Genomic DNA, 24,432 nt, shown 5'->3' with positions numbered 1-24,432 from the left:
GACCTCCGGGGAAGTGAGAAGTGGAGTCGTCATGAGCACACCTGACCGATCACCGACCACGCGGACCGGGCGCCCGGGTGACGCCCGGTGGCGCCTGAGCCTGACGGCGGCCGCGGGCGCCACGGCGCTGGCCGCCGCCCTGGTCGCCTGGCCGAGCGCCCCGGCCGCGGACGCCGCGGTCGGCGCGGGCACCTACACGGTCACCAACGCGGGCAGCGGGCAGTGCCTCGACGTGCCGGGTGCCAGCGCGTCGAGCGGCGTGCAGCTCCAGCAGGCGGCGTGCACCGGGGCCGGCGGCCAGCGGTGGACGCTGACCTCGGTCAGCGGCGGGTTCCGCATCGCCTCCGCCGCCAACGGCCTGTGCGTCGCCGTCCGGGACGGGTCGACCTCGGCGGGCAAGGTGATCGAGCAGACCTCGTGCACGGGCTCCGCCGGGCAGACCTGGTCGTTGACCCAGAGCGGCAGCAACTACCGCGTGGTCGACACCAACGGCGGCAAGTGCATGAACACCAAGGACAACTCCACCTCGGCCGGCGCGCCGGTGCAGACCAACTCCTGCGACAGCGCCGCCACCAAGCAGTGGACGTTCTCCCCCACCTCCGGCGGGCCGACCTCGACCACCACGTCGACGTCGACCACGACGAGGACGACCACCACCACCACGACGACGTCCCAGCAGCCGGGCGGTGGCGACGGCAGCGGCTCGTGGCCGTCGGACACCGGGAGCGTGCACCAGACCACCACGCGGGACGTGGGTTCCTACTTCAACGGTGGGATGAAGCGGTACTACGGCATCGGTGACGGCGGTCAGGGCGAGGGCCAGGACCCGATGTTCGTGGTGGCCAACGGCGGCACGATCGAGAACGTGATCATCGACGCGCCGGCCGGCGACGGCATCCACTGCTCGGGTTCCTGCACCATCCGCAACGTCTGGTGGAACGACGTCGGCGAGGACGCGGCCACGTTCATGTCCTCCAGCTCCTCGGCGACCTACCTGGTCGACGGCGGCGGCGCGAAGTCGGCCTCGGACAAGGTGTTCCAGCACAACGGCGCGGGCACCGTGACCATCCGCAACTTCCAGTCGCACAGCGCCGGCAAGCTGTACCGGGCGTGCGGCAACTGCTCGTCGTCCTACCAGCGGCACCTGGTGATGGACGGCGTGACGGTGCGCTCGACCAAGGTGTTGGCGGGCATCAACACCAACTGGGGCGACACCGCCCGGTTCTCCCGGATCACCGTGTACGGCAGCGCCACGATCTGCGAGAAGTACCAGGGCGTGCCGAAGGGCTCCGAGCCGAAGAAGATCGGTGAGGGCGCCGACGGCAAGAACTGCTTCTACTCCACGTCCGACATCACCTACCGCTAGCACCTGCCGGCGGTCGGGCACGGACGAACGGGAACCCCGCGGACGAGGTCGTCCGCGGGGTTCCCCCTGTCGGTCGGGCGTCAGTTCGGGGCGTGGATCTGGTCGGCGGCGTTGGCCGCGTAGTCCCTCGTGGCGCCGCGGACGAACATGGTCACGGGAGCGTGGTTGCCCGAGAAGTGCTGCTGGATCGAGCCGTTGAACGGCGTGGTCGACGCGTTGCGGCCGTACACGTCGGTGTAGACGGTGGTGGGCCCGGAGTTGCGCACGGTGAACCCGCCCGGCCGGAACTCGCGCAGCGTGCCCTTGAACGGGGAACGCGGGTCGTCCCAGGCCACCCGCTGCCCGGTCTGCTGCGTGATCCGGCGGACCTGGTCGCAGTAGTCGCCGCGGATGTTGTCGTAGCAGAGGTCGACCTGGCGGGCGAGCCGGTTCGGCGCCGAGGCGTCGTAGTACCGGCTCGGGTTCAGCACGTAGAACAGCGGCGAGATGGTGAACGACAGCTGCGACGTGCTGACGGAGAAGTCCGAGAACCAGAACTCGTGCAGGTCGTTGGTGTCGAACGGGACCTCCCTGCCCTGGATGACCTCGTAGTGGGTCTTGCCCTCCCGGATCGCCTGGACGCAGTCCGCGGCGGTGATGAGCCGGCCGAGCGAGCGGGTGTCGGACGGCGAGTCCGCGGGCACGGCCTGGCCGACCGAGGTGAACCTGCCGGTGAAGTTCGGACCGGGGCAGTCGGTGGCGCTGAAGCCGCCCGGCCGGCCGTTGGGGATCAGCCCGGTGAAGCGCGCCTCGCTGATCTGGCCGTTGTCGTTGTGCGAGCACCGGTTGTGGTAGATCAGCTCGTGCGCGTTGTTGGTGAACGCGTCGGTCGAGTGCGTGCCCTGGTGGAACTTCAGCAGGACGTCGCACACGGCGATGGTGCTGCCCTGCGGCGGGAAGAAGCTGGTGCCGTTGTCGCCCTGGATGACGTTGGAGTTGTTGACCGCCAGCACCTTGTGCCCGACGTGGTCCTCGTGCCGGTGGACGCCGCCGGGGTTGGCGCTCATCATCACCTCGCTGGTGTAGCCGAAGGGCGGCCACTTCGCGGTGGTGAACAGGTCCGAGGTGCGCGGGTCGTCGCCGTGCTCGTGCCCGAAGGCGCAGCCGCTCGGGTCGCGCGGCGGGTGCCAGGTCGGGTAGACCTTGCCGTCCGGCCCGTACATCCAGTACCGCGCGTGGACCTCGACGGCGCACTCACCGCCGCGCGGCGAGTAACCGGCGCCCGAGGTGATCAGGTCGTAGGACATGCCGGTGGCCGCGTTCGCCGGCGGCAGCGACCTGCCCCAGGCCGGGTTGTCGGCCGGCGGGGTGCTCGTGGGCGACGTCGTGGGTGAGGTCGTCGGTGACGACGTGGACGACGAGGTGGACGACGAGGTGGGGCTGCTCGTCGGGGAGCCCGTGCAGGCGGTGCCGTTGAGGGCGAAGCCGCCGGGCGCGGGGTTGCTCCCGTTCCACGAGCCGTTGAAGCCGAACGACGCGGTGGCGCCCGTCGCGATGGCGCCGTTGAAGCTCGCGTTGCGCGCGGTGGCCTGGTTGCCGCTGTGGGTCACGGTGGCGCTCCACGCCTGGGTGACGCGCTGACCGGCGGCGAACTCCCAGTTCAGCGTCCAGGAGCTGACCGCGTCGCCCAGGTTGGTGACGTTCACGTTGGCGGTGAAGCCGCCCTGCCACTGCGACGTGACCGAGTACGTGACGCCGCACCCGGCGGCCGCGGCCTGCGCGGCGACCACTCCGCCACCGGCGGTCGCCGCGGCGACCGCCACGACGGCCAGCAATCGTGATCGGTGTCTGCTGAGGTGCATTCTGCCCTCCACGAGATGAGACCGGCTCTGAACTGCGGCTCGGGCATCGCGCGGGTGGTACCGGGGTCGGCCCGGTCGCCTCGGCGCCGGGCTGCGCACCCTGTTCTTCCCGTTGTCGCTGCCCTTGGGTGGCGGTGTGCCTGCACCCGGGGCGGCACCGGGGTGGTTCGGATGTCGAAACCTTGTCGACGCGGCCAGTGTTCGGCCGACCCCGCGAACTTGTCAACATTGTCGCAATTTTGCGAAAAGATTCGCGGCAGGAGTTCGGCCGGAAATATCACAATGCATCCGGCGGGGTGGGCGGCCCGCGAGCCCGACCCCTCGAAGACCTGGCGGCCGGCACGGCGGACACCCCCGTGCGGGCCGGCCCCGGGCCGCCGACGGGTGGTCCACCGGGTCCGCACCCCGGCCATGGTGACGCGCATCACAAGAAAGGACCGGCGAACGGGTAACGTTCACGGGCTTGCGCAAGTTGCACCGTACAAGTTGCTCCCGAGCCGCCGAAAAGGCCGGCGCACCACCGGGATCGGAATGCCGCACGACGAAAACGGGGATCGCGCATTCGGCTGGAGGACACCTTGGAGACCCGTCACCTTCTCGCCTTCGCCACCGTCGCGCAGACGGGCAGTTTCACCAAGGCAGCCGAAGTGCTGAGCTGTTCCCAGCCCACCGTCACCGCCCGGATAAAAACGCTGGAGGACAAGCTCGGCGCGCCGTTGTTCCGGCGGTTGCGCCAGGGCGTCCGATTAACCCGCGCCGGCGCGGAACTGCTCCCGCTGGCCGCCGACATCATCAAGCTCACGGACAAAGCGCTGAGGGTGAACTCCGCGGGCGACGAACCCCGGGGCGACATCGTCATCGGCACCACCCAGGGCCTCACCGAGTACCGCCTGTTCCCGCTCGTGGAGTACGTCCACTGGCGGCACCCCGACATCCGGCTGTCCCTGCGCTCCCGCGACACCCCCGGCAACCTGGCGGCGGTGCGCGACGGCGACCTGGACTGCGCGTTCTTCACCGACGGGGTCGAGCACCGGGACGGCCTGGACGTCACGGTGCTGTGCGAGGAGCCGCTGGTCCTGGTCACGGGCCACGACCACCCGCTGGCGCGCCGCCCGACCGTCACCGACGCCGACCTGCGCGGCGTCACCCTGATCACGGTGGAGGACGGGGTCTCCCACCACGACCGGCTGGTGCGGCTGCTCGACCTGGGCGGCGCGGAGCACCGCTCCTCGGTGCTGGCCCTCGACTCCGTCGAGGTGGCCAAGCGGGCGGCGGCGTCCGGCCTGGGCGTGGCGCTGCTGCCCTCGGTCGCGGTGCGGGCGGAGGTCTCGGCGGGCCGGCTGCACCGCCTGCCGTGGTCCTTCCCCTTCCGGGTCTACACGCAGCTGGCCCGGCGGCGCGGGAGCCCGCCGGACGCGGCCCTCGCCGCGCTGACCGCCGCCGCGACCCGGGTGGTCAGCGAACAGGTGGCCGAGCACGCCTGACCCGGCCACCGGTCCGGGGGTCTTCCCGCTGCGGGCCCCCCGGACCGGGCGGTGTTCCCGGGGTTCCCGCCCGGGTCCCGCCGCCGGGGTTCGGCTCGGGTCCCACCGCCCGGGGTCCCGCCTCGGGTCCCGCCTCGGGTCCCACCGCTGAGGTCCCACCGCTGGGGCCCGCCCTGGGCCCCGCCGCCGGGGGTCCCACCCCGGCTTCCGCCGCCCTGGCCGTCCTCCCGGCCCGGCGGCCTCAGCACCGGTGGTGCTCGCCGGCCCGCAGGACGAGCGCCGGCTGCTCCCCGCTGGTGGACCAGACGACCCGGCCGACCACCAGCGTGTGGTCGTGCACCTCCAGCGCGTCCTCCAGCACGCAGCCCACGACCGCGACCGCGCCCGGCAGCACCGGCACGCCGTCGCGCAGCACGTGCCGCACGCCGTCGAACCGGCGGGCCGGGTCGCCCGAGGCGAACCGCCGGCACAGCTCCCGCTGCTCCCAGGCCAGCGCGTTGACCGCGAACGCCCCGGTGGCGCGGAGGTGCTCCAGCGTCCGACCACCGGTGCGCAGCGACACCACCACGCTCGACGGCTCCAGCGACAGCGACACCACCGCGTTCACCGTGCACCCCACCGGCCCGTCGGGGCTCCGCGTGGTGATCACCGTGACGAACGTCGGCAGCTGCGCCATGGCCCGCCGGAACGCGTCCGCGTCGACCACCTCGACCGCGGTCACCGCGCCACCCGCTCGGCCAGCAGCGCGACCAGGGCGTTGCGGTCGGTCTTGCCGTTCGGGTTGAGCGGCAGCTCGTCCAGGACGGTCACGCCGCGCGGCACCATGTAGCCGGGCAGCCGGTCGCGCAGCGCGGCCAGCAACCCCTCGCCGTCCAGGTCGGTCCCGGTGCACACCGCCTCCAGGTCCGGTTCGCCGTCACCGCCGGGCACCGCCACCACGACCGCGCCCAGCACGCCCGGCCGGTCGCGCAGCGCCGCCTCGACCTCCCCCGGCTCGATCCGGTACCCGCGCACCTTGACCTGGTGGTCGAGCCGGCCCAGGTGCACCAGCAGGCCGTCCTCGCGGCGGACCCGGTCGCCGGTGCGGTACCAGTGCGCCCCGGTCAACGGCGCGGTGCCGTCGTAGACCACCGCCACGTCGCCGTCGAAGGCCAGGAACCGCCCCGCGTCCTCGGCCGGGTCGAGGTAGCCGGGGAACCGCTGCGAACCGCGCAGGCACAGCTCGCCCTCGTCGGCCGGGCGGCCGTGCTCGTCCAGCACCACGTGCTCCAGGTGCGGGTACGCCGTGCCGATCGGCACCGTGCCGTTCGCCGGGCGCGGCCAGTCGGCCGGGTCGGCGGGCAGCTCGTACCCGGTGCAGGTGATGGTCAGCTCGGTGGGCCCGTAGAAGTTCTCCAGCCTGCTGCCCGGCGCCGCCGCCCGCCACGCCTCGGCCTGCCGCAGGGTCAGCGCCTCGCCGGCGAACAGGCTCCAGCGCAGGGTCGGCATGCTGCCCGGCCGCAGCGCCCGCAGCCGCTGGGCGAAGGAGATCACCGACGGCACCGAGCACCAGTGCGTGATCCGCTTCGCGTTGACGAACCGGACCGGCGCCAGCACCTCGTTGCGCGTGGGCACCACCAGCGTCGCCCCCGAGCCCCAGGCGAGGAACATGTCGAACACCGAGACGTCGAAGGTGGTGTCGAAGGTCTGCGACACGCGGCTGCCGGGCCCGACCTCGTACCTCGGGATCACGTGCTCCAGGTAGGCCGACGCGTTGCGGTGCCGGATCGGCACGCCCTTGGGGGTGCCGGTCGAGCCGGAGGTGAACAGGACGTAGGCCAGGTCGTCCGGGTCCGGCGTGCGGGGCCGCAGGCCCTCGGCCGACGCGGGCACCTCGTCGCCCTCCCGCAGCACCCGGTCGAGCCGGGCGGCCGCGGCGACGGCGTCGTTGCGGGCGGCCGGGAACTCGGGGTTGAGCGGCACCACCGTGCCGCCCAGGCGCTGCACCGCCAGGTACCCGGCGTAGGTGAAGGCGCTGCGCGCGGCCAGCAACCCGACCCGCTCGTGCGGGCCCCGGGCCAGCCCGGCGGCGATCCGGTCGGCCAGCCCCGCCAGTTCGGCGTAGGTCAACCGCTCGTCGCCGACCTCCAGCGCGACGTGGTCGCCGAACCGGGCCACCGACCCCGCGAACCAGTCGTACAGGGACCTGCTCATCCGTTCCGCCTCTCCACCGCGATGACTTCTTCGAGGGCCCGGACCACCAGGGTCGGGCGGGGTCGTCCGCGCTCGGCGGACTGCACGGCGAACCGCACGGCCCGGGGCAGCTCCGCCCACGCCGCCGCGGCCACCGGGTCGTCGGCGTGCTTGAACCGGTGGTGCCTGGCGGCCGCCCACAGGTCCTCGGCGTGGCGGGCCAGCGCCGCCGGGTCCTCCGCGACGTGCTCGACCAGGTGCCGCAGGGCGGGCCCGGTGCCCGTCACCCACGTGCCCCGCGCCGCCGGCGGTGGCGGGACGTCCCGCCTGGACAGCCACCGGTACCGGCCCGGACCCGGCACCTCGACCGGCACGCCGAGCGCGTGCACGTCCCGGTCGTGCACCTCCGGGCGCAGCGGCGGCAGCGGCGCGAGCAGCTCCCGCAGCGCGTCGTCGTCGAACCAGCCCCGGTGGGGGCGCTGCTCGCCGTGCGGCAGCAGCGCCTCGAAGCCGTCGACGACCAGCCAGCGGCCGTCGGCGTGGTCGGTCACCAGCACCCAGTGCGGGACGTCCTCGTCGGACGGCGGCGCCCACGGCAGGTTCCGGGTGTTGGCCACCGCCAGGGCGCGGCCCGCGCCGGCCAACTCCTCGCGCAGGCCCGCCGCGGCCCCCGACCAGTCCGCGGCCGACCGGTAGCCCAGCTCCGGGTCCAGCGGCGCGTGGTGGGTGAACGCCACCCTGTCCGGGCGGTCCACGCGCACCGACAGGGAGACCGCCTCGGCGAACCGCCGGTCGACGTCCGGTTGGTCGGGGCGCAGGCAGTCGACCAGGTTGGTCGTGTAGCAGCTCAGCATGTCCACTCCTCGAACGCGCAGCTCAACGGCACGGCGGTGGTGCGCAGGGCGACCCAGCGGAACCGGCCCCACCGACCGGACACCGGCCGCGCCGGGACGTCGATCGCCCACGGCCGCCCGGCCAGCCCGGTGCCCTCCGCCTTGACGCACGCCTCCTGCACCGTCCACACCCGGGCGAACTCCACCGCCCGCTCGGCCGCCGGCAGCCGGTCCAGCTCGGCGGCCCGCTCGCGCAGGCAGCGGCGCACGACCCCCTCCGGCAGGTCGGCGGGCGGCTGCTGGAGGTCGACGCCCACGGCCCGCCGCAGCGCGACGGCGGCGGCGACCAGGCCGCCGTCGTGCGACACGCTCACCCCGACGTCCGGTGCGCCGGCCAGGACCGGTTTGCCGGTGGCGGTGGGGGTCAGCTCGGCGTCGCGCGCCCACGGGGCGACCGCCGCGAGCAGGTCGCGCAGCACGCCCCGGCCCGCGAGGAACTCCCGCGCCCGCCACGGGGGCAGGCCGGCCGCCGCGCGGGTGTCGGCCGGGTGCGGCGGCCCCGCCGGGGTGTCGGCCAGGCGCACCCAGACGTCCTGGTGGAGCCGGAGGTTCGCGGTCCCGGTCGGCACGGCGCTCATCGACCCAGCTCCGCGAGCAGCCGGTCAGCCTGGTCGGCCACCCCGCCCAGCACGACCTCCGTCACGCCGCCCCCGACCCCGAACACCCCGGCCTCGGCCCGCAGCAGGTGCGGGCCACCGGCGGCGAACCCGTCGGCGCCGTGCAGGTGCGCGCACTCCGCCAGCACCCGGTCCACGGTCAGCCCCACCGACGCCTTGAGCAGCGCGGCGGCCGTGCCGTCGTGGTCGGTGGCGATCCGCCCGCCCAACACCGCGGCCAGGGCGTTGAGCTGGTGCACCTGCACGAGGCAGGTCGCGAACCGCCGGCGCACGCCGTCGAGCTGCCACAGCCCCTCGCGGGCGGTCAGCGACCGCTTCGCCGCGTCGAGCGCCCGCCGGCACAGCGCGACCGCCCACAGCGCGCCGGCGAGCCGTTCGACGGCGATGTGCCGCGCGAAACCCGCCAGCCCCCGGCCCGGTCGCCCCACCAGGTGGTCGGCGGGCACCCGCACGTCGTCGAACCGGACGTGCCCGACGCCGCTGCCCGCGAACAGGTCCGTGTCGGCGGGCCGCACGACCACGCCGGGCGCGTCGGCGGGCACCAGCACCCACGAGAAGTTCGTGAAGTGCGGTCCCGGCCGCCGCCGGGCCAGCACCAGCAGCCAGGTCGCGCCGGTCGCGTTGGTGATCCACCGCTTCGCGCCGCGCACCACCAGCCCGTCCTCGTCGGACCGGACCTCGGTCCCCAGCGCGGTCAGGTCGGAGCCCGGCGCCTCGTCCGTGGCGGCCAGCGCGGTGGTGGCGGAGCCGTCGAGCGTGCGCCGCAACGCCTCCGAGCCCGGCGCCTCCTCCGCGAGCAGCGGCAGCACCGTGGCCAGCTGCACGCACGCGGCCAGCGTCACCCCGTTGAGGCCCCTCGCGTCCAGCGCGGCGAGCAGGGTGCCCAACCGGTCCGGGTCGACGCCGCGTTCCGGGCGCCCGTCCCGGTAGACCGCGGCGAGCACGCCCGCCTTGCCCAGGGCCGCCCAGCAGGCCGCCGCGTCGGGCAGCGCCGGCACGGCGGCGAGGGCGCGCTCCACCTGCCCGGCGAAGTCCAGTGCGGTCGGTGGCTCAGGCAAAGCGCACCTCCTGGTCGAGCAGGGCCAACCGCCCGTCCGCCAGGTACAGCCGGTCGTTGCCGTAGTTGAGCGCCGCCGAGCGCAGGTCGCGCAGCGCGCGTTCCAGCCCGGTCGGCGAGTCGCGCAGGTAGCCGTGCCGCAGCCCCACCGCGTCCACCAGCTCGTCCACCGCGGCGTAGCACTCCTCGGCCGCGGTGATCTTCAGCTCGTTGAGCAGGAGCTGGGTGCGCGGCCGGGACAGGTCGTCCTCCCGCGCCACCACGGCCTCCGCCCGCCACAGCAGGGCGTTGACCACCTCCAGCCGCTGCCGGGACCGCGCCAGGCGGGTCAGCAGCAGCTCCGAGCCCAGGTCCAGCGACCCGCGCGCGGCCGGGTCGCGCAGCAGCCCGAGCACCCGCGACAGGGCGCCGCTGGCGGTGCCGAGCCAGCACGCCGACCAGCCCAGGTGCGCCAGCGGGCCGAACGTGGTGGTGACGATCTCGCGGAAGCCGCCGTGCCGCCCGATCACCTGGTGACCGGGCACCCGGCCGCGCAGCCGCAGCGCGCCGCTGGAGCTGGCCCTCATGCCCAGCGGCTGCCACTCGCCGACCGGGACGACCTCCAGCTGGTCGCGCGCGGCGTAGACGAGGGAGACCTGGTTCGCCGAGGTCGCGCCCGGACCGAGCATCGTCACCAGGAAGCCGTCCGCGTGCGCGCCGCCGGTGACGATCGGGGCGAACCGGTCCACCACCAGTTCGCCGTCGTCGTCGCGCAGCTCGGCCCGCGCGGTCAGCAGGTGGCCGCCCTTGCCCGCCTCGGTGGTCACCGAGGCCAGGTACAGCTCGCCCTGCGCGATGGCGGGCAGGAGCTGGTCGCGCAGCCGGTCGCCGGCGTGGCGCACGACCGCGGCGACCTGCTGGCAGTGCATCGCGAAGATCATCGCCGCGGACATGTCCGCCCGGCCCAGCCGCGTGCTGACGGTCAGCACGTCGGCCACCGAGCCGCCCAGGCCGCCGTGCTCGACCGGCACCAGCAGCCCGAGCAGGCCGGTGGCGCGCAGCCCGTCCAGCGCCCGCACCGGGAACGCGGCCTCGGCGTCGCTCTGACGGGCGTGCTCGGCCACCACCTCCGCGACGGCGTCCGCCAGCGCGCCCAGGTCCGCCGTCCGCGGCGGCGCGGCGGCGGTCACACCGCACCGACCTCGGGTCGCGCCGCAGCGGAGACGGCCCGCCACAGGTTGCCGGCGGTGGCGAAGGTGGTGTCGGTCAGGTCGTCGTCCGCCAGCGACACGCGGAACTCGTCCTCGATGGCGAACAGCAGCTCGATGGACTGCATGGAGTCCAGGCCCAGGTCGCGCAGCGACGACTCGGGGGTCAGCTCGCGGTCGCCCCGGGCGGGCAGGAAACGGGTCAGCAGTGCGGTGAAGCGCGGGTCCATGGCGTCGGTCCTCTCGGTTCGGGACGCGGTTCGGAACTCAGTTCGGGACTCGGGTCAGGGCGAGGCGGGAGGTGTGGACCACCCGGTCGCCGTCCACCACGGCTTCCGCGGGACAGGGGTGACCGAGGAAGGCGAGGAGGGAGGCGGACAGGCCGTAGGCGCCGACGTTGGGCACGGCGAGCAGGTCACCCGGCCGCAGCGGGGGCAGCGGGGCGGCGCGCGACCACGTGTCCAGCGGCGTGCACAGCGGTCCGGTCACCACCGTGGGCGTCACCGGCGCGTCGACGGCGGCGGCGGGGTGCACCAGCGTGGGGTTGAGCGGGGGCAGGCGCCGCAGCCCGGACATGCCGCCCAGGTGGTTGATGCCCGACTCCAGCACGACGACGTCCCGGCCGTGCGACCGCTTGACGTCGAGCACGGCGGTCACCAGCGACCCCGCGGTGCCGACGAGGTAGCGGCCGGACTCGAAGACGACCTCCGGCCCTCCCCCGCGCCAGCCGGGCGCGTGCTCGTCGAGCAGGTCGTGGAGGCCCTCGCGCAGCCCGGTCAGGTCGACCGCGCCGCCCGCCCGGCCGAACGGCGCGCCGAACCCGCCGCCCAGGTCGAGCACGTCGACCCGGAAGCCCTCGGCGCGCAGCTTCGCCGCGGTGGCCAGGCTGCGGCCGAACTGGGCGAGCAGGTCGTCCACGCCGGCCAGGTTGGTCCCCATGTACAGGTGCAGGCCGACCACCTCGACGTGCTCGCGGTCGCCGAAGCGGGTGGGCTCCGCGAGCACCCAGGCGACGTCCGCGCCGAACTGCGAGGTGACCCCGGTCATGGTCAGGCCCTGGCCCGGTTCCGGCTGGTCGTCGTTGATCCGCAGCAGGCAGCGGGCCCGGACGGACTCCGCGCGCGCCGCCGCGTCCAGCCGGTCCAGCGCGTGGGGCGAGTCCACGGAGAACTCGCGCACGCCCAGCCGCAGGGCGCGGACGAGGTCGGCGTCCCGCTTGCCCGGCCCGTTGTAGAGCAGGGTGTGCGCGGGCCACCCGGCGGCGAGCGCGGCGTCCAGCTCGCCCGGCGAGCAGACCTCGGCCCGCGCGCCGCCCTCCCGCAGCGCGGCCAGCAGGTGGGGGTGGGGGTTGGCCTTGAGCGAGTAGTAGTGGCCGCACCGCTCGGGCAGCGCCGCGCGCAGCCGCGCCTGGTTGGCGCGCACCTCGGCCAGGTCGTAGACGTAGGCGGGGGTCTCCACGCCCTCCCGCAGGGCGGTGGCGACGGCGTCAGACACCGCTGGTCACCTCCCGCAGCAGGGCCTTGCGGTCGACCTTCCCGTTGCCGGTCAGCGGGAGCGAGGACGCCACCACGCACCGGTGCGGGATCTTGAACTCCTCGATCTCGTCCTTCAGGAGCGCGGTGACCTCGTCCGCGGTGACCCGCCCGACGACCACCAGCACCGCGGGCCGGTCGCCGTCCGGCGGGAGCACCACCGCGGACTCCACACCGGGCACGCGCCGGGTGGCGGCCTCGACCTCGGTCGCGCTGACCCGGAAGCCGCGCTGCTTGTAGATGTCGTCGCGGCGGCCGTCGAAGTAGACGTAGCCGTCCTCGTCCAGCCGGCCGTAGTCGCCGGTGCGCAGCTCCGGGAACAGCCCCTCGGCCAGGTGGAAGCGCCGGGCGCTCAGCTCGGGCCGCCGCCAGTAGCCCGCCATGACGTTCGGCCCGCGCACGACCAGCTCGCCCAGCTCGCCGGGCGGCAGCCGCCTGCCCTCCTCGTCGATCGCGAACAGCTCGGTGCCGGGCAGGGCGCGGCCGGACGCGCCGGGGCGCTCCAGGTCGCCGTCCGGCGGCATGATCGCGGCCCGCTTGCACTCGGTGAGGCCGTACATCAGCTGCACCCGCAGGGTGGGGATCGCGGCGCGCAGCGCGTTCAGCGGCTCGACCGGCATCGCCGCGCCGGTGTTGGTCAGCAGCCGCAGCGGCGGCGTGCCGGCACCGCCGGAGCGCTTGACCAGGCGGGCCAGCGTCTCGGCCACGGCGGGCACCGAGGCCAGCACGGTCGCCCGCGCGCCGACCAGGTTGCGCAGCAGGGACGGCCCGACCTCGGCCGGCTGCCCCAGCCGCACGTGCGCGCCGCTCGCGGCGCCCAGGAACAGCTGGTACAGCCCGTAGTCGAAGGACAGCGGCAGCGGGCAGTAGACGACGTCGTCCGGGCGGTAGGCCAGCTGGGACTGGATCGCCCCGACCGCGAACACCACCTGCTGGTGCGTGCTGACCACGGCCTTGGGCAGGGAGGTGGTGCCCGAGGTGTAGATGAGGCAGACCGGGTCCACGGCCAGCGGGCCCGGCGCGGGGGTGGGCGTGTCGGCGCCGGCGGGTGCGTCGGCGAAGGCTGGCACGTCCGCAAAGGCGGGTGCGCCGGCGTGACCGGGCGCATCGGCGCGGCCAGGTACGTCGGCATGACCGGGCGCATCGGCGAAAGCCGCCGTCCGGATCTCCCCGGGCGTGGCGACCAGGACGCCGCGGGACCGCGCCGCGGCCCGCGCCCCCTCCTCGGCCGCGACCAGCAGCACGGGCCCGCTGTCGTCGAGCACGTGCTCCAGCGGGCGACCGCGGGTCTGCTCGTGCAGCACGGTGAACGCCGCGCCGATCCGCGAGGCCGCGTACACGAGCACCGGGACCACCGGGTCGGACGGCGCGACCAGGACGACCCGGTCACCCCGGGCCACGCCCCGCGCGACCAACCACGCCGCCAGCCGGCGACTGCCCTCCGCCACCTGCCGGTGGGTCAGCGAGTCCGCGGCGGTGGACACCGCGGGGCGGTCCGGCCAGGCCCGCGCCGCCGCGTCGATCAGGTGGTGCAGCAGGGTCGTCATTCCGGTCCTCCGGAGGAGCGAGAGACGAGACGGCACAGGTCGTCGAGCCGGTGCAGGTGCTCCGGCACCAGGTCCTCGGCGTCGAACTCGACGCCCAGGGCGGACTCCAGGCGCTCCACGATGTCGACCACCCGGAACGAGGAGAACGAGGGGAAGCCCGGGAACGGCTCGCCGCGCAGCACCTCGACCGGGTCCACGCCCAGCACCCGCGCCACCACGGCCGCGACCTCCCGCCGCAGCCCGTCGAACACGACCCGGTCGGCCGCGAGCAGGTCGGCCAGCCGGGGCAGCACGCCGGGCGGCTCCGCCCGGCCCCGCGCCACCCGGCGGTAGGCGAGGTAGGTCTGCTCGGCCAGCGCCTCCCAGCGACGGACGTGCTCCTCGAACACCGCGGGCTCCTCGTGGCACGCCGCGTGCAGCCGCCGGGACCTGGCCAGCAGCCACGTCTCCAGGGTCAGCCGGCGCAGCCCGGCCACCCGGTCCGGGTGCTCCCGGTAGGCCCGGACGTAGGCGTCCACGACCTCCGGTCCGGCGTGGTCCTGCCGCGGCCGGACCCCGGCGGGCGGGTCCACCGGGTCGAGCCGGAACACCCGTGCCCCGTCCGGGAGGGCGGCCGACAGCTCCGCCGCGGACAGCTCCCGGCGGTCCGGTCGCGCCGAGCCCCACTCGGTGTCGTTGTGGTAGGCGTCGTGCACGACGAACCCGGTGGGCCCCGCCTCCACCAGGAAGCTGTGGTCCATGTGCTCGTGCCCGTGGTAGGGCACCCACGGCAGGTGGAAGGCGTCCGCGACCACGTACACCAGGTCGTGGCCCCGCAGCAGGTCCGCCGACGTGGCGGCCCGCCACGTGCCGGCCACGGCCAGGCCGAGCAGGCGGCGCGCGTCGAGCAGGTGCTCGTCGAGGGTCCGCTCCACCGTGGGCAGCCCGTCCGGACCGGGCACGGGCGCGAACCGCAGCCGCGCCCCGAGGGCGAGGTGCCGCCCCGCGCCGTGCGCGCGGTCCGCCAGCAGCGCCAGGTTCGCCTGCACGCAGTCCAGCAGCTCGGCGCGCACGACGACGTCGGTCGGGGCGGTCACGTCCGCGCCCCTTCCACCCGGGGCAGCCCGGCCACCGCCGCCAGCAGCGCCTCCGGCGCCGGCGCCTGGTCGCTCAGCTCGCCGTCGAGCAGCTGCCGGTAGGCGCCCAGGTCCAGGTAGCCGTGGCCGCTGACGCAGACCAGCACGCCGCGCTCGGCCCCGCCGGTCGCCAGCCGCGCCGCGGCGGCCAGCGCGTGCCCGGACTCCGGCGCGGGCAGCACCGCCTCGCGCACGGTGAAGCGGCGGCCCGCCTCCAGCGCCTCGACCTGGTCCACCGCGACGGCGTCGACCTGGCCCGCGTGCCGCATCGCGGAGACGAGCTTGGCCGCGCCGTGGTAGCGCAGGCCCGCCGAGTGCGAGTCCGGGATCGGGTAGGAGCTGCCGATCGTGTACATCGCCTCCAGCGGACCGGTGCCGGTGGCGTCGGTCTGGTCGTAGGCGTACACGCCCCGGGTCAGCTTGGGCGTGGAGCTGGACTCCGCGGCGACGAGCCGGGGCGGCCGGGTGCCGCCGGCGGCGGCCTCGGCGTGGAACGGCAGCGCGATGCCGCCGAAGTTCGACCCGGCCCCGACGCAGCCGACCACCGCGTCCACCTCGGCGTCCAGCTCGGCCAGCTGCGCGATCGACTCGATGCCGATGACCGACTGGTGCAGGATGCTGTAGGTCTCGCCGCTGCCGATGCAGAACGCCGCGCCCTCCCTGCCCGCGGCGTACTCGACCGCCTCGCCGATGGCCAGCGACAGGCTGTTGCCCTGCCCCCGCGTTTCGCGGGAGACCCTGGTCGTGCCGGTCGGGCTGGCCAGCACCTCCGCGCCGAGCATCCGCATCAGCACGCCGCGGTAGGGCTTGCGCTCCAGGCTCGACCCGACCATGAACACCGTGCAGCGCAGGCCGAACAGCGCGCAGGCGGCGGCCAGCGCGGTGCCCCACTGGCCCGCACCGGTGCCGGTGACCAGCTCCCGCACCCCGGCCCGCTTGTAGTAGTACGCCTGGGCCAGCGCGGTGTTGAGCTTGTGGCTGCCGGAGATGTTGCCGCCCTCGTACTTCACGTAGACGGGCACCCGCGCGCCCACCGCCTCCTCGAAGCCGGTGGCCCGCCACAGCGGGGTCGGCCGGAACTTGCGGTAGGCGTCGAGCACCTCCTCGGGGATCTGCCAGTACTCGCGCGGCTGCACGCTCTGCCGCACCAGCTCCATGGGCAGGTTGACGCCGATGCCGTGGCCGCCGCTCGTCTCCGGGGAGCGGTCCTCGGGCAGCGGGACGGTCAGGTGCGGCAGCACGCTGCGCCAGCTCGTGGTCCACGCGCTCACCGCGCCACCTCCACCGCGTCGAGCACGACGGCCACCAGGTCGTCGACGGTGGTGAAGGCGCGGCCCACGAACAGGTCGTCGGGCAGCGTCACGCCCAGCTCGTCCTCCAGCCGCACGAGCATCCCGACGAAGCCGAACGAGTTGACCCGCAGCAGCTCCCCGCTCAACGGCTCGTCGCCGCGGACGGTGCCCGGGTCGATCGACAGCCGCGATTCCGCGACCACCACGCTCTTGACCGTGCGGGTGACGGTCACGCGGTCCAGTGCCCCGACGGACATCAGTGCCCCCTTTCGGCACGCAGCGCACCGCGTGCCTCGACGACCCAGGTGTGGGTGAGCAGCGCGGACACGGTCACCGGACCGCGCACGTGCAACCGGCCGGTGCTGATGGAGATCTCGGAGCCCAACCCGAGGGTCGGGCCGTCGTGCAGCCGCAGCGAGCCGTTCACCACGACCGCGGCGGCGTCCACCCCGCGGGTGAACCGCTCGACCACGTCCCCGTCGGCGCTCACCACGCCCTCGGTGTGCGCCGACCCGTAGCGGCGGACGTGCTCGACCGCGGCGTCCACCCCGGTCACCGGCAGCACGCCGATGGTCGGTTCGAGGAACTCGCGGCCGAGGTCGTGCGGCGCCAGCTCGGCGATCCGCACGCCGCCGCCCGGTCGGGCCCGCAGCCCGCCGCCGAGCTTGAGGGTGACGTCCGCGCCGGTGCGGACCAGCTCCCCGACGAAGTCCTCCGCCACGTGCTCGTCGACGAGCACCAGCTCCAGCGTGTTGCACGCCGAGGGCTCGGCCAGCTTGCTGTCCAGGGCGATCGCGGCGGCCCGCGCGAGGTCCGCGCTGCCGTGCACGTAGAGGTGGTTGACGCCGCCGCCGCTGGCGATGACCGGCACCGAGCCGGCCGAGCGGCAGTGGTCGATCAGCGCGGGGCTGCCGCGCGGGATCAGCACGTCCACCGCGTCCGGCCGGCGCAGCAGCTCGCGCAGCACCGAGCGGTCCGGGTCCTCGACCACCGAGACCAGGCCCGCCGGGAGCCCGGCGGAGACCAGCGCCCCGTGCACCGCGGTGGCCAGGGCGGCGTCGGTGTCGGCCATCTCCTTGCCGCCGCGCAGCAGCACGCTGTTGCCGACGACCACCGGGATCAGCGCGCCCTCGACGGTGACGGTAGGGCGGGCCTCGTAGACCATGAAGACCACGCCCAGCGGCTTGGCCACCCTGCGCAGCTCGCCCCAGTCCCCGATCGGGACCGGTGGGGCGGGCGCGGTCGCCGGGCCCAGTTCGGCGGTCACCGCGTCGATCAGCCGGAGCAGGCCGTCGAGGTGGCCCTCGGTCAGGCGCAACCGCTCGACCAGCACCGGGGAGAGCCCCCGGCGCTCGGCGCGGGCCACGTCCTCCTCGTTGGCCTTGAGCACCAGCGGCCACGAGTCGGTCAGGTGTTCGGCGAGCGCGCCGCAGTAGCGGCGGTAAGCCGGGTCGCCCACCGGCGGGGCCGCGCGCAACGCGGCCCGTGCGGAACTCAGCAACTGCTCGGTCATGGTCTCCTCACCACATGAACTGGCCGCCGTCGACGATCAGCTTCTGGCCGGTCAGGTAGCCGCTGTTCGGGCTCACCAGGAACTCCAGCGCGTCGGCGATGTCGTCGGGGGAACCGAGGCGTCGTCGGGGGATCTCGGCCAGCACGGCGGCCAGCCGGTCGGGGTCGTCGAGCCGGAACCGGGTCCGCAGCTCGTCGGTGTCGGTCATGCCGGGGATCAGGCAGTTCACCCGCACGGTCGGCGCCAGCTCCAGCGCGAGGCACTTGGTGAGCTGGAGCAGGCCGGCCTTGCTGGCGCAGTAGTTCGCCCCGTCGAGCCGGGGCCGGATGCCGGTCGTCGCGCCGATGTTGACCACGTTCCCGGAGCCGGCCGCGACCATGGCCGGCGCCAGCGCCCGGGTCAGCCGGAACGGGCCGGACAGGTTGGTGGCGAGGACGGTGGACCAGTCCTCCTCGGACATCTCCAGGAACGGCCGGTCGACGTTGACGCCGGCGTTGTTCACCAGCACCGAGGGCGTCCCGCGGGTGGCGAGCAGCCGGTGCGCCCAGGAGGTCACCGCCGCCGGGTCGGCGACGTCGACCCGGTCCGCGCCCACCCGGTCGCCGTGCTCGGCCACCAGGCGCTCGGCGGCCGCCTCGTCGCCCCGGTACAGCGCCACGACGCGGTACCCGAGCTTGACCAGGCGGGTGGTCAGGGTGAGGCCGATGCCCCTGGTGCCGCCGCTGACCACGGCGAGCCGGTCAACCATCGAGGAACTCCTTGACGTGGGTGACGAGGGTGGCCAGGTGCTCGGGGTCGAAGACCTCGAAGTGGCCGCAGGCCAGGTGCCGGGTGCGCAGGTCGCGGGCCAGCGAGGGCCAGCGGGTGTCGGTGTTGTCGGGGCAGCGGACCAGCAGCGCGGGTCCGTCGTAGCGGCTGCGCACGCGGTGGCGGCTCATCGCTCCCAGGTGGGCGTCGGTGACGGCGGCGACGCGCTCGCGGGCGTCCTCGGTGGGCGCGAACCCGGCGGAGGCCACCACCTGCTCGCGCAGCCGGTCGTCGCCCGGCTCGGGGTCGGCGGTGCTGTCCACCAGGACCACGGCGGGACGGGCGCCCCGCTCGGCGAACCGGGCGGCCAGCTCCCAGGCCAGCACGCCGCCCATGGACCAGCCGAGCAGCAGGGCCGGTGGTCGGTCGACGAGGGCCGCGTAGCGCTCGACCATGGTGGGCAGGTCGTCGTCGGGGCGCTCGCCCGGCAGCAGGCCGGCCGCGCGGACCGCGTGCACCGGGCCGCGGGCGGCCAGTTCGGCGGCGAGGCCGAGGTAGGGGCCGACGCCGCCGCCCGCCGGGTGCAGCAGCAGGGTCGGCGCGCCGTCGCCCGCGGCCAGCGGCACCAGCAGGTCCGTCCGGTGCGCGGTGGTCATCGGAGCCCCCGGACCAGCGCGGCCAGCGCGGACACGGTGGGGGCGCGGAAGAAGTCCAGGAAGGGGACGCGCACGCCGTGCTCCTGCTCGACGCGGCCGAGCGCGAGCAGCACGGTGAGCGAGTGCGCGCCGACCTCCAGCAGGGAGCGGTCGAGCGGCGGCGCGGGGTGGTCCAGCAGCTCCGCCCACAGGGCCTGGAGCTCCGCCTCCAGCGGGTCGTCGGGCGTGGTGCGCCCGCCCCGGTCCGGTCCCCGCTCGTCGGCCGCCGCGTCCGCGCGCCGCAGCAGAGCGGCGCGGTCGACCTTGCCGTTGCCGGTCAGCGGCACCTCGGCCGCGGTGAAGGTGCGCAGCGGCACCATGTACGGGGGCAGCGCGTCGGCCAGCCGCCGCCGCAGGGCCTCCGGGTCCGGGACGTCGCCCTGGACGAACAGCACCAGGTGGCGGTCCGCGCCGTCGCCGCGCGCGACGGCCACCGCCCGGCGCACCCCGGGGTGCCGCTGGGCGACGACCTCGACCTCGCCGAGTTCGACGCGGTGGCCGCGGATCTTCACCTGGTGGTCGTCGCGCCCGAGGAAGACCAGCACGCCGTCGGCGTCCCACAGGACCTGGTCGCCGGTGCGGTAGCGGGTCGTGCCGCGCGGGTCCGGGACGAACCGCTCGGCGGTGCGCCCCGGCTCGCCGACGTAGCCCAGGGCCGGGCAGTCCCCGCCCAGCAGCAGCTCGCCCGCCACGCCGCGCGGCGCGAGGTGGCCGGTGCGGTCCACCACCTGGGCGGTGACCCCGGTCAGCGGCACGCCGATCGGCACGTGCGCCGGCCAGTGCGGGTCCTCGGCGGAGAGCCGGTGGGTGGTCACCGCGTGCGTCTCGGTCGGGCCGTAGAGGTTGACCAGCCGGACCCCGGGGTGCCGGGCGAAGAACTCCCGCACCACGTCGTCCAGCACGAGCTGCTCACCCGAGACGCACACGTACCGCAGGTGCCCGAACTCCAGCCCCTCGGCGGCCTGGACGAACGGCCGCAGCGCCGCGACCGGCAGGTAGACGTGGGTGACCGCGGCGTCGAGCACCCGGCGCGCCACGGCCGGGAGGTCCCGCCGGTCGGCCGGGTCGCGCGAGACCACCGTGCCGCCCGCGGCCAGCGTCGGCACGATCTCCTGGAAGGACACGTCGAACCCGAGCGGCGCGTACTGGAGGAACCGGGTGCCCTCGTCCATGTCGAGCGCGTCGAGCTGCCACGCGGTCAGGTTGACCAGCGGGCGGTTGTGCATCAGGACGCCCTTGGGGTTCCCGGTCGAGCCCGAGGTGAACATGACGTAGACACCGTCCTCTTCGGACGGTGCGCCGGGGTCGCCGGCGCCGGCCGCGGTGTCGCGCAGCTCCGCCACCGGGAACACCGGCACGCCGGGGTCTCCCCCGCCGACGGCGATGCGGCAGTCGGCCCTGCCCACCACGTAGGCCAGGCGCTCGGCGGGCAGCGCCGGGTCCAGCGGCAGGAAGGTGGCGCGCAGCCGCAGCACGGCCAGCACCGCGACGACGGTGTCCACCAGGGTGGTCGTGGTCAGGCCGACGACCCGGCCGGGGGCGACGCCGCGCCCGCGCAGCCCGGCCGCGACGGCGGCGACCTCGCGGCCCAGCTCGGCGTAGGTGAGGGCGCGGCCCTCCTCCTCGACCGCGACGGCGTCCGGTCGCCGGGCGGCGACCCGGGCCAGCCAGCCGTCGAGGTCCGCGCACGGCGGTTCCCGGCGGAACCCGTCGGTGTGGCGCGCCTCCCGCGCCGAGGCGTCGTCGAACAGGTCGCGCAGCGGGGTCGAGGGGTCGGCGGCGGCCCGGTCGAGGGCGAGCCGCAGGGAGTCCTCGACCGCACCGGCGATCGGCTCGGGCAGCAGGTCGAGGTCGTGCTCCAGCTCCAGCACCCAGCCGTCCGGGGTGGGGGTGACCCCCAGCCACAGGTCGAACTTCGCGGTGCCGGTGCCGTGCTCGCGCACCGCGCGCACGGCCGAGCCGGGCGGGGTGGCGGTCGAGTCCTGCATGGCGAGCATCGCGGAGAACAGCGGGTTGCGGGCGCCGTCGCGGTCCGGGTCGGCGTGCCGGACGACCCGGCCGAACGGCACGGTGACCGCCCGCCGCACCGCGTCGACCTCGCGGTCCACCGCGGTGCGCGCGTGCTCCGCGAACGCCCGGTCCCAGTCCACGTCCACCACCAGCGGCAGGGTGTTGACGAAGAAGCCGCACAGGTCGTGGGAGGCGAGGGTGCGCCGCGCCATCAGCGGGCTGCCGAAGGTGACCCGGTCGGTCCCGCCGTGGCGGGCGAGCACGGCCGACCAGACGGCGGAGAAGAAGGTGAAGGGGGTGACGCCGAGCGCGGTGATCGCGCGGTCCACCGCCGCGGAGGCCGCGGCCGACAGCGGCAGCTCGCGGCGGGCGCCGCGGAAGTCGGTGGTGGTGGGGCGGTGGGGTCGCGGGTACAGCACCACGGGCGCGGTCCCCCGCAGCCGGGCGGCGATCGCCTCGGCCCGCTCCTCGGTGGCGGCCTCGGCGGCGGCCCTGACCTGGGCGTCGAGTTCCCGCCGCAGCGCCCGCTCGCGCACCGGGCGCACCGCCGCCACGTCCAGGGTCCCGGCCAGGGCCGCGTCGAGGTCGCGGACCAGCGGTTGCAGCGAGTACCCGTCGAAGACGGTGTGGTGCACGGAGAGCAGCAGCGTCGACGCGTCGCCCGAGGTGGAGCTCAGGTGCACGGCGCGCAGCAGCGGGGCCTCGCCCGGGTCGAAGCCCTCGGCGGCCAGCTCCGCCAGCGCGCGCCCGGTGCGCGCCCCGAAGTCCCGGTCGACCGGCACGTGCCGCAGCGGGACCTCCTGCTCGGTGAACGGCTCCCGCAACCAGGCGGCGGGTTCGGGCAGCTCGCGGAACGCCAGGCGCAGCGCCGGTTGCGCGTTGAGCACGGCGGTGAGCGCCGCGCGCACCTCGGCGGCGGACCGGTCCGGGTCGAGCCGCAGCTCGACCAGCACGGTGTAGAGGTTCCCGACGGGGACCGAGCGGTGCACCACCAGCAGGCCGAGCTGCGACTCGGTCACCGGGGCGGCGCTGATGACGGCCGTCACCGGGCCACCTGCCCGGCGACCCAGGCCCGGAACCGGCCCAGCGTCTTGAGGTCGGCCAGCTCCGCGAGGTCGATCTCCCGATCGGGATCGGGCACGAGTTCGGCCACGACGCGCAGCGTCGTCAGCGAGTCGAGCCCGATCTCGGCCAGGGTCGAGGCGTCGGTGAAAGGCACGCGGACGAACCGCCGGATCGTGGCGTCAATGTCTTCGGCGAAAATCTGCACGGCAGGCTCCATCGACCAAACTCCCAGGTGGGTCCGGGAACACCGGAGGCGATGAATCCAGGATGCGCGTCCTCGGACGGGATTTTCAACCGAGGATCGGGGCTTCCATAGGACCGGCCGATGGTCGAATAGGAGCAGTTGGAATAATTTCCGGAAATGCTTTTCCGAGCCGTTCGGGCCCGCGGGTCAGGCGTCGGTCGGGGTGTAGATGCGGTTCAGCACGGCGGGGGTGAACGTGCGCAGGAACGGCACGATCAGCGCGAGGGTGGCCAGGGCGAACACCGCGAAGGCGACCCGGAAGCCGAACCACTCGGCCAGCACGCCGACGAGGGCCGCGCCGACCGGCATCGCGCCCCAGCTGAACAGCCGCAGGGCGGCGCTGAAGCGGCCCATCATCTCCGGCTCCACGAGCAACTGGGTGATCGTGCGCGAGTTCACCGTCCACAGCGTGCCGCCCAGGCCGCCGAAGAACGCGGCGGCGCCGACGGCCACGGCGTTGGTGGTCAGCACCGGGACGGCGACCATGGCCAGCGTGCCGACGAGGTCGACGAACATGACCGTGCGGCGGCCGAGCAGGCGGTTGAGCGGGCGCACGGTCAGCGCGCCGACCAGGCCGCCGACGCCGAGCGCGCTGAGCACGAAGCCGTAGCCGCGCGGGTCGAGCCCCATGGTGGTCGTGGCGATCAGCGGCATCAGCGCCAGCCACGCGCCCCAGCACGCGCACAGCACGGTGAGCACCAGGGCCATCAGCCGCAGGACCTGGCTGCGCCACAGCACCTTCAGCCCCTCGGCGATGTCGCCGTGGACCGAGGTCGCCCCCCGGTCCCCGGTCCGCGCCACGCGGAACCTGCCCACCAGGAACACCAGCACGCCGATGCCGATGACGTAGGCCGCCGCGGTGGCGCCCAGGGCCACCGACGCGCCCGCCGCGACCAACAGGCCGCCCACGAAGGGCCCGCAGAACTCGTTGCAGACGGTTTCCGCGCCCGCCACCCACGTGTTGGCGCGTTCGCGGCCGGCGGGGGCGACCGCGTCGGGCACGAGCGCGCCCGCGGACGTCAGCGCGATGACCTCCGCGACGCCCAGGGTCAGGCCGCCCGCGTACAGCAGGGGCAGGCTGGTGGTGCCCCCGGCCGCCGCGGTGAGCAGCCAGCCGACCACCACCAGGCGCATCCCGTTGGCGACCCACAGCAGGCGGCGGCGATCGACCCGGTCGACCAGCACGCCGACGTGCAGGGCCACCAGCAGCCAGGGCAGCGTCAGGGTCAGCCCGACCGCCGAGATCTGGAGCGGGGAGCTGGTCAGGGCGGTCGCCATCAGCGGCAGGACCACCTTGGTCACGCCGTCGGCGAGGTTGGTCACGGCGGTGAAGGCCACCAGCACCCCGGTGTTGCGGGTGCTGGTCCGGTCGATGCCCGCCGGCACGGCAGTGGTCGTCATGGCTGCCCCTAACCACCTATGGCGTTAGCCGGTCATTTCCTGCTCCAGCGGCTACCCTAGAGGAGTCCGGGGTAACCATCAACCGCGTTAGCTGGTGGGAAACATGATCGAACCCTCCCCTGAAGCGGAGTTGACCAGGGCTTTCGCCAACACCGTCGACCTGGAGGACGAGACCGACGAACTCGCCGCGAGCGACTCGGCCGCCGCCTGGCTGCGGGCCCGGGGGCTGGTGGACGAGCCGGTGCCGCTGAGCGCCGACGACCACCGCCGGCTGCTCGACCTGCGCGCCGGCGTCCGGTCCGCGCTCGGGCAGGTCCAACCGGGCGGGCTGGCGGCGGGCGAGGCCGTGCTCTCGGGCCTGCCGGTGCTCGTCAGCCTCTCCGCCGGCGGGTTGGTGCCCGCGCCGGGGCTGCCCGTCGCCGACCGGGCCCTGGCGCGCCTGGCCATCGCCTGGTCCGCGCTCGTGACCACCGGCGAGGCGCAGCGGCTGAAGCGGTGCGCGGACGACGTGTGCGGCTGGGTCTTCTGGGACGTGTCGCGCAACCACAGCAGGCGCTGGTGCAAGATGCGCGTCTGCGGGAACCGCGCGAAGTCCCGGCGCTACTCGGCGCGGCAGCGGGCGCTGCGCCTCCGGGAGGAGACCGCCTGACCGGC

General features: G+C 74.9%; 22 protein-coding genes. 3 read left to right on the top strand and 19 right to left on the bottom strand.

Annotated features, from left to right (window positions below; all coding sequences use genetic code 11):
* Nucleotides 1-31 precede the first annotated feature (31 nt).
* Complete coding sequence (locus ACFP3R_RS32430) at nucleotides 32-1,366, top strand: pectate lyase (protein WP_380641747.1); 1,335 nt, start codon at nucleotides 32-34, stop codon at nucleotides 1,364-1,366.
* A gap of 80 nt (nucleotides 1,367-1,446) precedes the next feature.
* Here the strand turns inward: ACFP3R_RS32430 and ACFP3R_RS32425 are convergent, their stop codons facing one another.
* Nucleotides 1,447-3,207, bottom strand: coding sequence for a cellulose-binding domain-containing protein (locus ACFP3R_RS32425; protein WP_380641744.1), 1,761 nt, complete (start codon nucleotides 3,205-3,207; stop codon nucleotides 1,447-1,449).
* 578 nt (nucleotides 3,208-3,785) lie between these two features.
* On the opposite strand from ACFP3R_RS32425, the gene ACFP3R_RS32420 reads away from it, so the two are divergent.
* Nucleotides 3,786-4,691 carry a LysR family transcriptional regulator gene (locus ACFP3R_RS32420; protein WP_380641741.1) on the top strand — a complete coding sequence of 302 codons (906 nt, stop codon included), beginning with the start codon at nucleotides 3,786-3,788 and terminating at the stop codon, nucleotides 4,689-4,691.
* A gap of 241 nt (nucleotides 4,692-4,932) precedes the next feature.
* On the opposite strand, the gene ACFP3R_RS32415 is transcribed toward ACFP3R_RS32420, so the two are convergent.
* From ACFP3R_RS32415 to ACFP3R_RS32330, 18 genes are all read right to left on the bottom strand, one after another.
* Nucleotides 4,933-5,412: a flavin reductase family protein gene (locus ACFP3R_RS32415; RefSeq protein ID WP_380641738.1), complete on the bottom strand. Its 480-nt coding sequence runs from the start codon at nucleotides 5,410-5,412 to the stop codon at nucleotides 4,933-4,935.
* The gene (locus tag ACFP3R_RS32410) at nucleotides 5,409-6,884 is read right to left on the bottom strand and encodes an amino acid adenylation domain-containing protein (RefSeq protein WP_380641735.1); all 1,476 of its coding nucleotides are present in this window, start codon (nucleotides 6,882-6,884) and stop codon (nucleotides 5,409-5,411) included. The genes ACFP3R_RS32415 and ACFP3R_RS32410 overlap by 4 nt, the downstream gene beginning before the upstream one ends.
* Nucleotides 6,881-7,717 (bottom strand): hypothetical protein, encoded by an 837-nt coding sequence (locus ACFP3R_RS32405; protein ID WP_380641732.1) that lies wholly within the window; start codon nucleotides 7,715-7,717, stop codon nucleotides 6,881-6,883. The genes ACFP3R_RS32410 and ACFP3R_RS32405 overlap by 4 nt, the downstream gene beginning before the upstream one ends.
* Entirely contained in the window at nucleotides 7,711-8,334 is a 624-nt protein-coding gene (locus tag ACFP3R_RS32400; RefSeq protein ID WP_380641729.1) for a 4'-phosphopantetheinyl transferase family protein, read from the bottom strand. Before ACFP3R_RS32400 ends, ACFP3R_RS32405 begins: the two co-directional genes overlap by 7 nt.
* Nucleotides 8,331-9,431: an acyl-CoA dehydrogenase family protein gene (locus ACFP3R_RS32395; protein ID WP_380641726.1), complete on the bottom strand. Its 1,101-nt coding sequence runs from the start codon at nucleotides 9,429-9,431 to the stop codon at nucleotides 8,331-8,333. Before ACFP3R_RS32395 ends, ACFP3R_RS32400 begins: the two co-directional genes overlap by 4 nt.
* Nucleotides 9,424-10,599 (bottom strand): acyl-CoA dehydrogenase family protein, encoded by a 1,176-nt coding sequence (locus ACFP3R_RS32390; protein ID WP_380641723.1) that lies wholly within the window; start codon nucleotides 10,597-10,599, stop codon nucleotides 9,424-9,426. The genes ACFP3R_RS32395 and ACFP3R_RS32390 overlap by 8 nt, the downstream gene beginning before the upstream one ends.
* Nucleotides 10,596-10,847, bottom strand: a complete 252-nt coding sequence (locus ACFP3R_RS32385; protein WP_380641720.1) for an acyl carrier protein — start codon at nucleotides 10,845-10,847, stop codon at nucleotides 10,596-10,598. The genes ACFP3R_RS32390 and ACFP3R_RS32385 overlap by 4 nt, the downstream gene beginning before the upstream one ends.
* A gap of 37 nt (nucleotides 10,848-10,884) precedes the next feature.
* Nucleotides 10,885-12,111, bottom strand: a complete 1,227-nt coding sequence (locus tag ACFP3R_RS32380) for an alanine racemase (RefSeq protein WP_380641717.1) — start codon at nucleotides 12,109-12,111, stop codon at nucleotides 10,885-10,887.
* Entirely contained in the window at nucleotides 12,104-13,696 is a 1,593-nt protein-coding gene (locus ACFP3R_RS32375; protein WP_380641714.1) for a class I adenylate-forming enzyme family protein, read from the bottom strand. Before ACFP3R_RS32375 ends, ACFP3R_RS32380 begins: the two co-directional genes overlap by 8 nt.
* Complete coding sequence (locus tag ACFP3R_RS32370) at nucleotides 13,693-14,772, bottom strand: acyl carrier protein (RefSeq protein ID WP_380641712.1); 1,080 nt, start codon at nucleotides 14,770-14,772, stop codon at nucleotides 13,693-13,695. The genes ACFP3R_RS32375 and ACFP3R_RS32370 overlap by 4 nt, the downstream gene beginning before the upstream one ends.
* The gene (locus tag ACFP3R_RS32365) at nucleotides 14,769-16,082 is read right to left on the bottom strand and encodes a TrpB-like pyridoxal phosphate-dependent enzyme (RefSeq protein ID WP_380641710.1); all 1,314 of its coding nucleotides are present in this window, start codon (nucleotides 16,080-16,082) and stop codon (nucleotides 14,769-14,771) included. The genes ACFP3R_RS32370 and ACFP3R_RS32365 overlap by 4 nt, the downstream gene beginning before the upstream one ends.
* Nucleotides 16,079-16,360 carry an acyl carrier protein gene (locus tag ACFP3R_RS32360; protein ID WP_380641708.1) on the bottom strand — a complete coding sequence of 94 codons (282 nt, stop codon included), beginning with the start codon at nucleotides 16,358-16,360 and terminating at the stop codon, nucleotides 16,079-16,081. The genes ACFP3R_RS32365 and ACFP3R_RS32360 overlap by 4 nt, the downstream gene beginning before the upstream one ends.
* On the bottom strand, nucleotides 16,360-17,616 hold the full coding sequence (locus tag ACFP3R_RS32355; protein WP_380641707.1) for a glutamate-5-semialdehyde dehydrogenase: 1,257 nt from the start codon (nucleotides 17,614-17,616) through the stop codon (nucleotides 16,360-16,362). Before ACFP3R_RS32355 ends, ACFP3R_RS32360 begins: the two co-directional genes overlap by 1 nt.
* Before the next feature lie 7 nt (nucleotides 17,617-17,623).
* Nucleotides 17,624-18,364, bottom strand: coding sequence for an SDR family NAD(P)-dependent oxidoreductase (locus ACFP3R_RS32350; protein WP_380641705.1), 741 nt, complete (start codon nucleotides 18,362-18,364; stop codon nucleotides 17,624-17,626).
* Complete coding sequence (locus ACFP3R_RS32345) at nucleotides 18,357-19,019, bottom strand: alpha/beta fold hydrolase (protein WP_380641703.1); 663 nt, start codon at nucleotides 19,017-19,019, stop codon at nucleotides 18,357-18,359. Before ACFP3R_RS32345 ends, ACFP3R_RS32350 begins: the two co-directional genes overlap by 8 nt.
* Nucleotides 19,016-22,114, bottom strand: a complete 3,099-nt coding sequence (locus ACFP3R_RS32340; protein ID WP_380641701.1) for a non-ribosomal peptide synthetase — start codon at nucleotides 22,112-22,114, stop codon at nucleotides 19,016-19,018. The genes ACFP3R_RS32345 and ACFP3R_RS32340 overlap by 4 nt, the downstream gene beginning before the upstream one ends.
* Nucleotides 22,111-22,350, bottom strand: coding sequence for a phosphopantetheine-binding protein (locus ACFP3R_RS32335; RefSeq protein WP_380641699.1), 240 nt, complete (start codon nucleotides 22,348-22,350; stop codon nucleotides 22,111-22,113). The genes ACFP3R_RS32340 and ACFP3R_RS32335 overlap by 4 nt, the downstream gene beginning before the upstream one ends.
* A 174-nt stretch (nucleotides 22,351-22,524) precedes the next feature.
* Entirely contained in the window at nucleotides 22,525-23,778 is a 1,254-nt protein-coding gene (locus tag ACFP3R_RS32330; RefSeq protein ID WP_380641697.1) for an MFS transporter, read from the bottom strand.
* A 103-nt stretch (nucleotides 23,779-23,881) separates the two neighbouring features.
* Here ACFP3R_RS32330 and ACFP3R_RS32325 point away from each other — a divergent pair, with 103 nt between their 5' ends.
* Entirely contained in the window at nucleotides 23,882-24,427 is a 546-nt protein-coding gene (locus tag ACFP3R_RS32325; protein ID WP_380641695.1) for a CGNR zinc finger domain-containing protein, read from the top strand.
* Nucleotides 24,428-24,432: the final 5 nt, after the last annotated feature.

The sequence above is a fragment of the Saccharothrix lopnurensis genome (assembly GCF_042658445.1).
Taxonomy (GTDB): Bacteria; Actinomycetota; Actinomycetes; order Mycobacteriales; family Pseudonocardiaceae; genus Actinosynnema; species Actinosynnema lopnurensis.
The sequence above is the reverse complement of the archived record's forward strand: the minus strand, read 5'-3'. Positions and strand labels throughout refer to the sequence as shown.

Bases quoted from the DNA above. Each gene is read 5' to 3' on its own strand.
- ACFP3R_RS32355 (WP_380641707.1), bottom strand. From the start codon at position 17,616: ATGACCGAGCAGTTGCTGAGTTCCGCACGGGCCGCGTTGCGCGCGGCC.
- ACFP3R_RS32400 (WP_380641729.1), bottom strand. From the start codon at position 8,334: ATGAGCGCCGTGCCGACCGGGACCGCGAACCTCCGGCTCCACCAGGAC.
- ACFP3R_RS32335 (WP_380641699.1), bottom strand. From the start codon at position 22,350: ATGGAGCCTGCCGTGCAGATTTTCGCCGAAGACATTGACGCCACGATC.
- ACFP3R_RS32425 (WP_380641744.1), bottom strand. From the start codon at position 3,207: ATGCACCTCAGCAGACACCGATCACGATTGCTGGCCGTCGTGGCGGTC.
- ACFP3R_RS32330 (WP_380641697.1), bottom strand. From the start codon at position 23,778: ATGACGACCACTGCCGTGCCGGCGGGCATCGACCGGACCAGCACCCGC.
- ACFP3R_RS32385 (WP_380641720.1), bottom strand. From the start codon at position 10,847: ATGGACCCGCGCTTCACCGCACTGCTGACCCGTTTCCTGCCCGCCCGG.
- ACFP3R_RS32410 (WP_380641735.1), bottom strand. From the start codon at position 6,884: ATGAGCAGGTCCCTGTACGACTGGTTCGCGGGGTCGGTGGCCCGGTTC.
- ACFP3R_RS32325 (WP_380641695.1), top strand. From the start codon at position 23,882: ATGATCGAACCCTCCCCTGAAGCGGAGTTGACCAGGGCTTTCGCCAAC.
- ACFP3R_RS32375 (WP_380641714.1), bottom strand. From the start codon at position 13,696: ATGACGACCCTGCTGCACCACCTGATCGACGCGGCGGCGCGGGCCTGG.
- ACFP3R_RS32345 (WP_380641703.1), bottom strand. From the start codon at position 19,019: ATGACCACCGCGCACCGGACGGACCTGCTGGTGCCGCTGGCCGCGGGC.
- ACFP3R_RS32350 (WP_380641705.1), bottom strand. From the start codon at position 18,364: ATGGTTGACCGGCTCGCCGTGGTCAGCGGCGGCACCAGGGGCATCGGC.
- ACFP3R_RS32430 (WP_380641747.1), top strand. From the start codon at position 32: ATGAGCACACCTGACCGATCACCGACCACGCGGACCGGGCGCCCGGGT.
- ACFP3R_RS32405 (WP_380641732.1), bottom strand. From the start codon at position 7,717: ATGCTGAGCTGCTACACGACCAACCTGGTCGACTGCCTGCGCCCCGAC.
- ACFP3R_RS32360 (WP_380641708.1), bottom strand. From the start codon at position 16,360: ATGTCCGTCGGGGCACTGGACCGCGTGACCGTCACCCGCACGGTCAAG.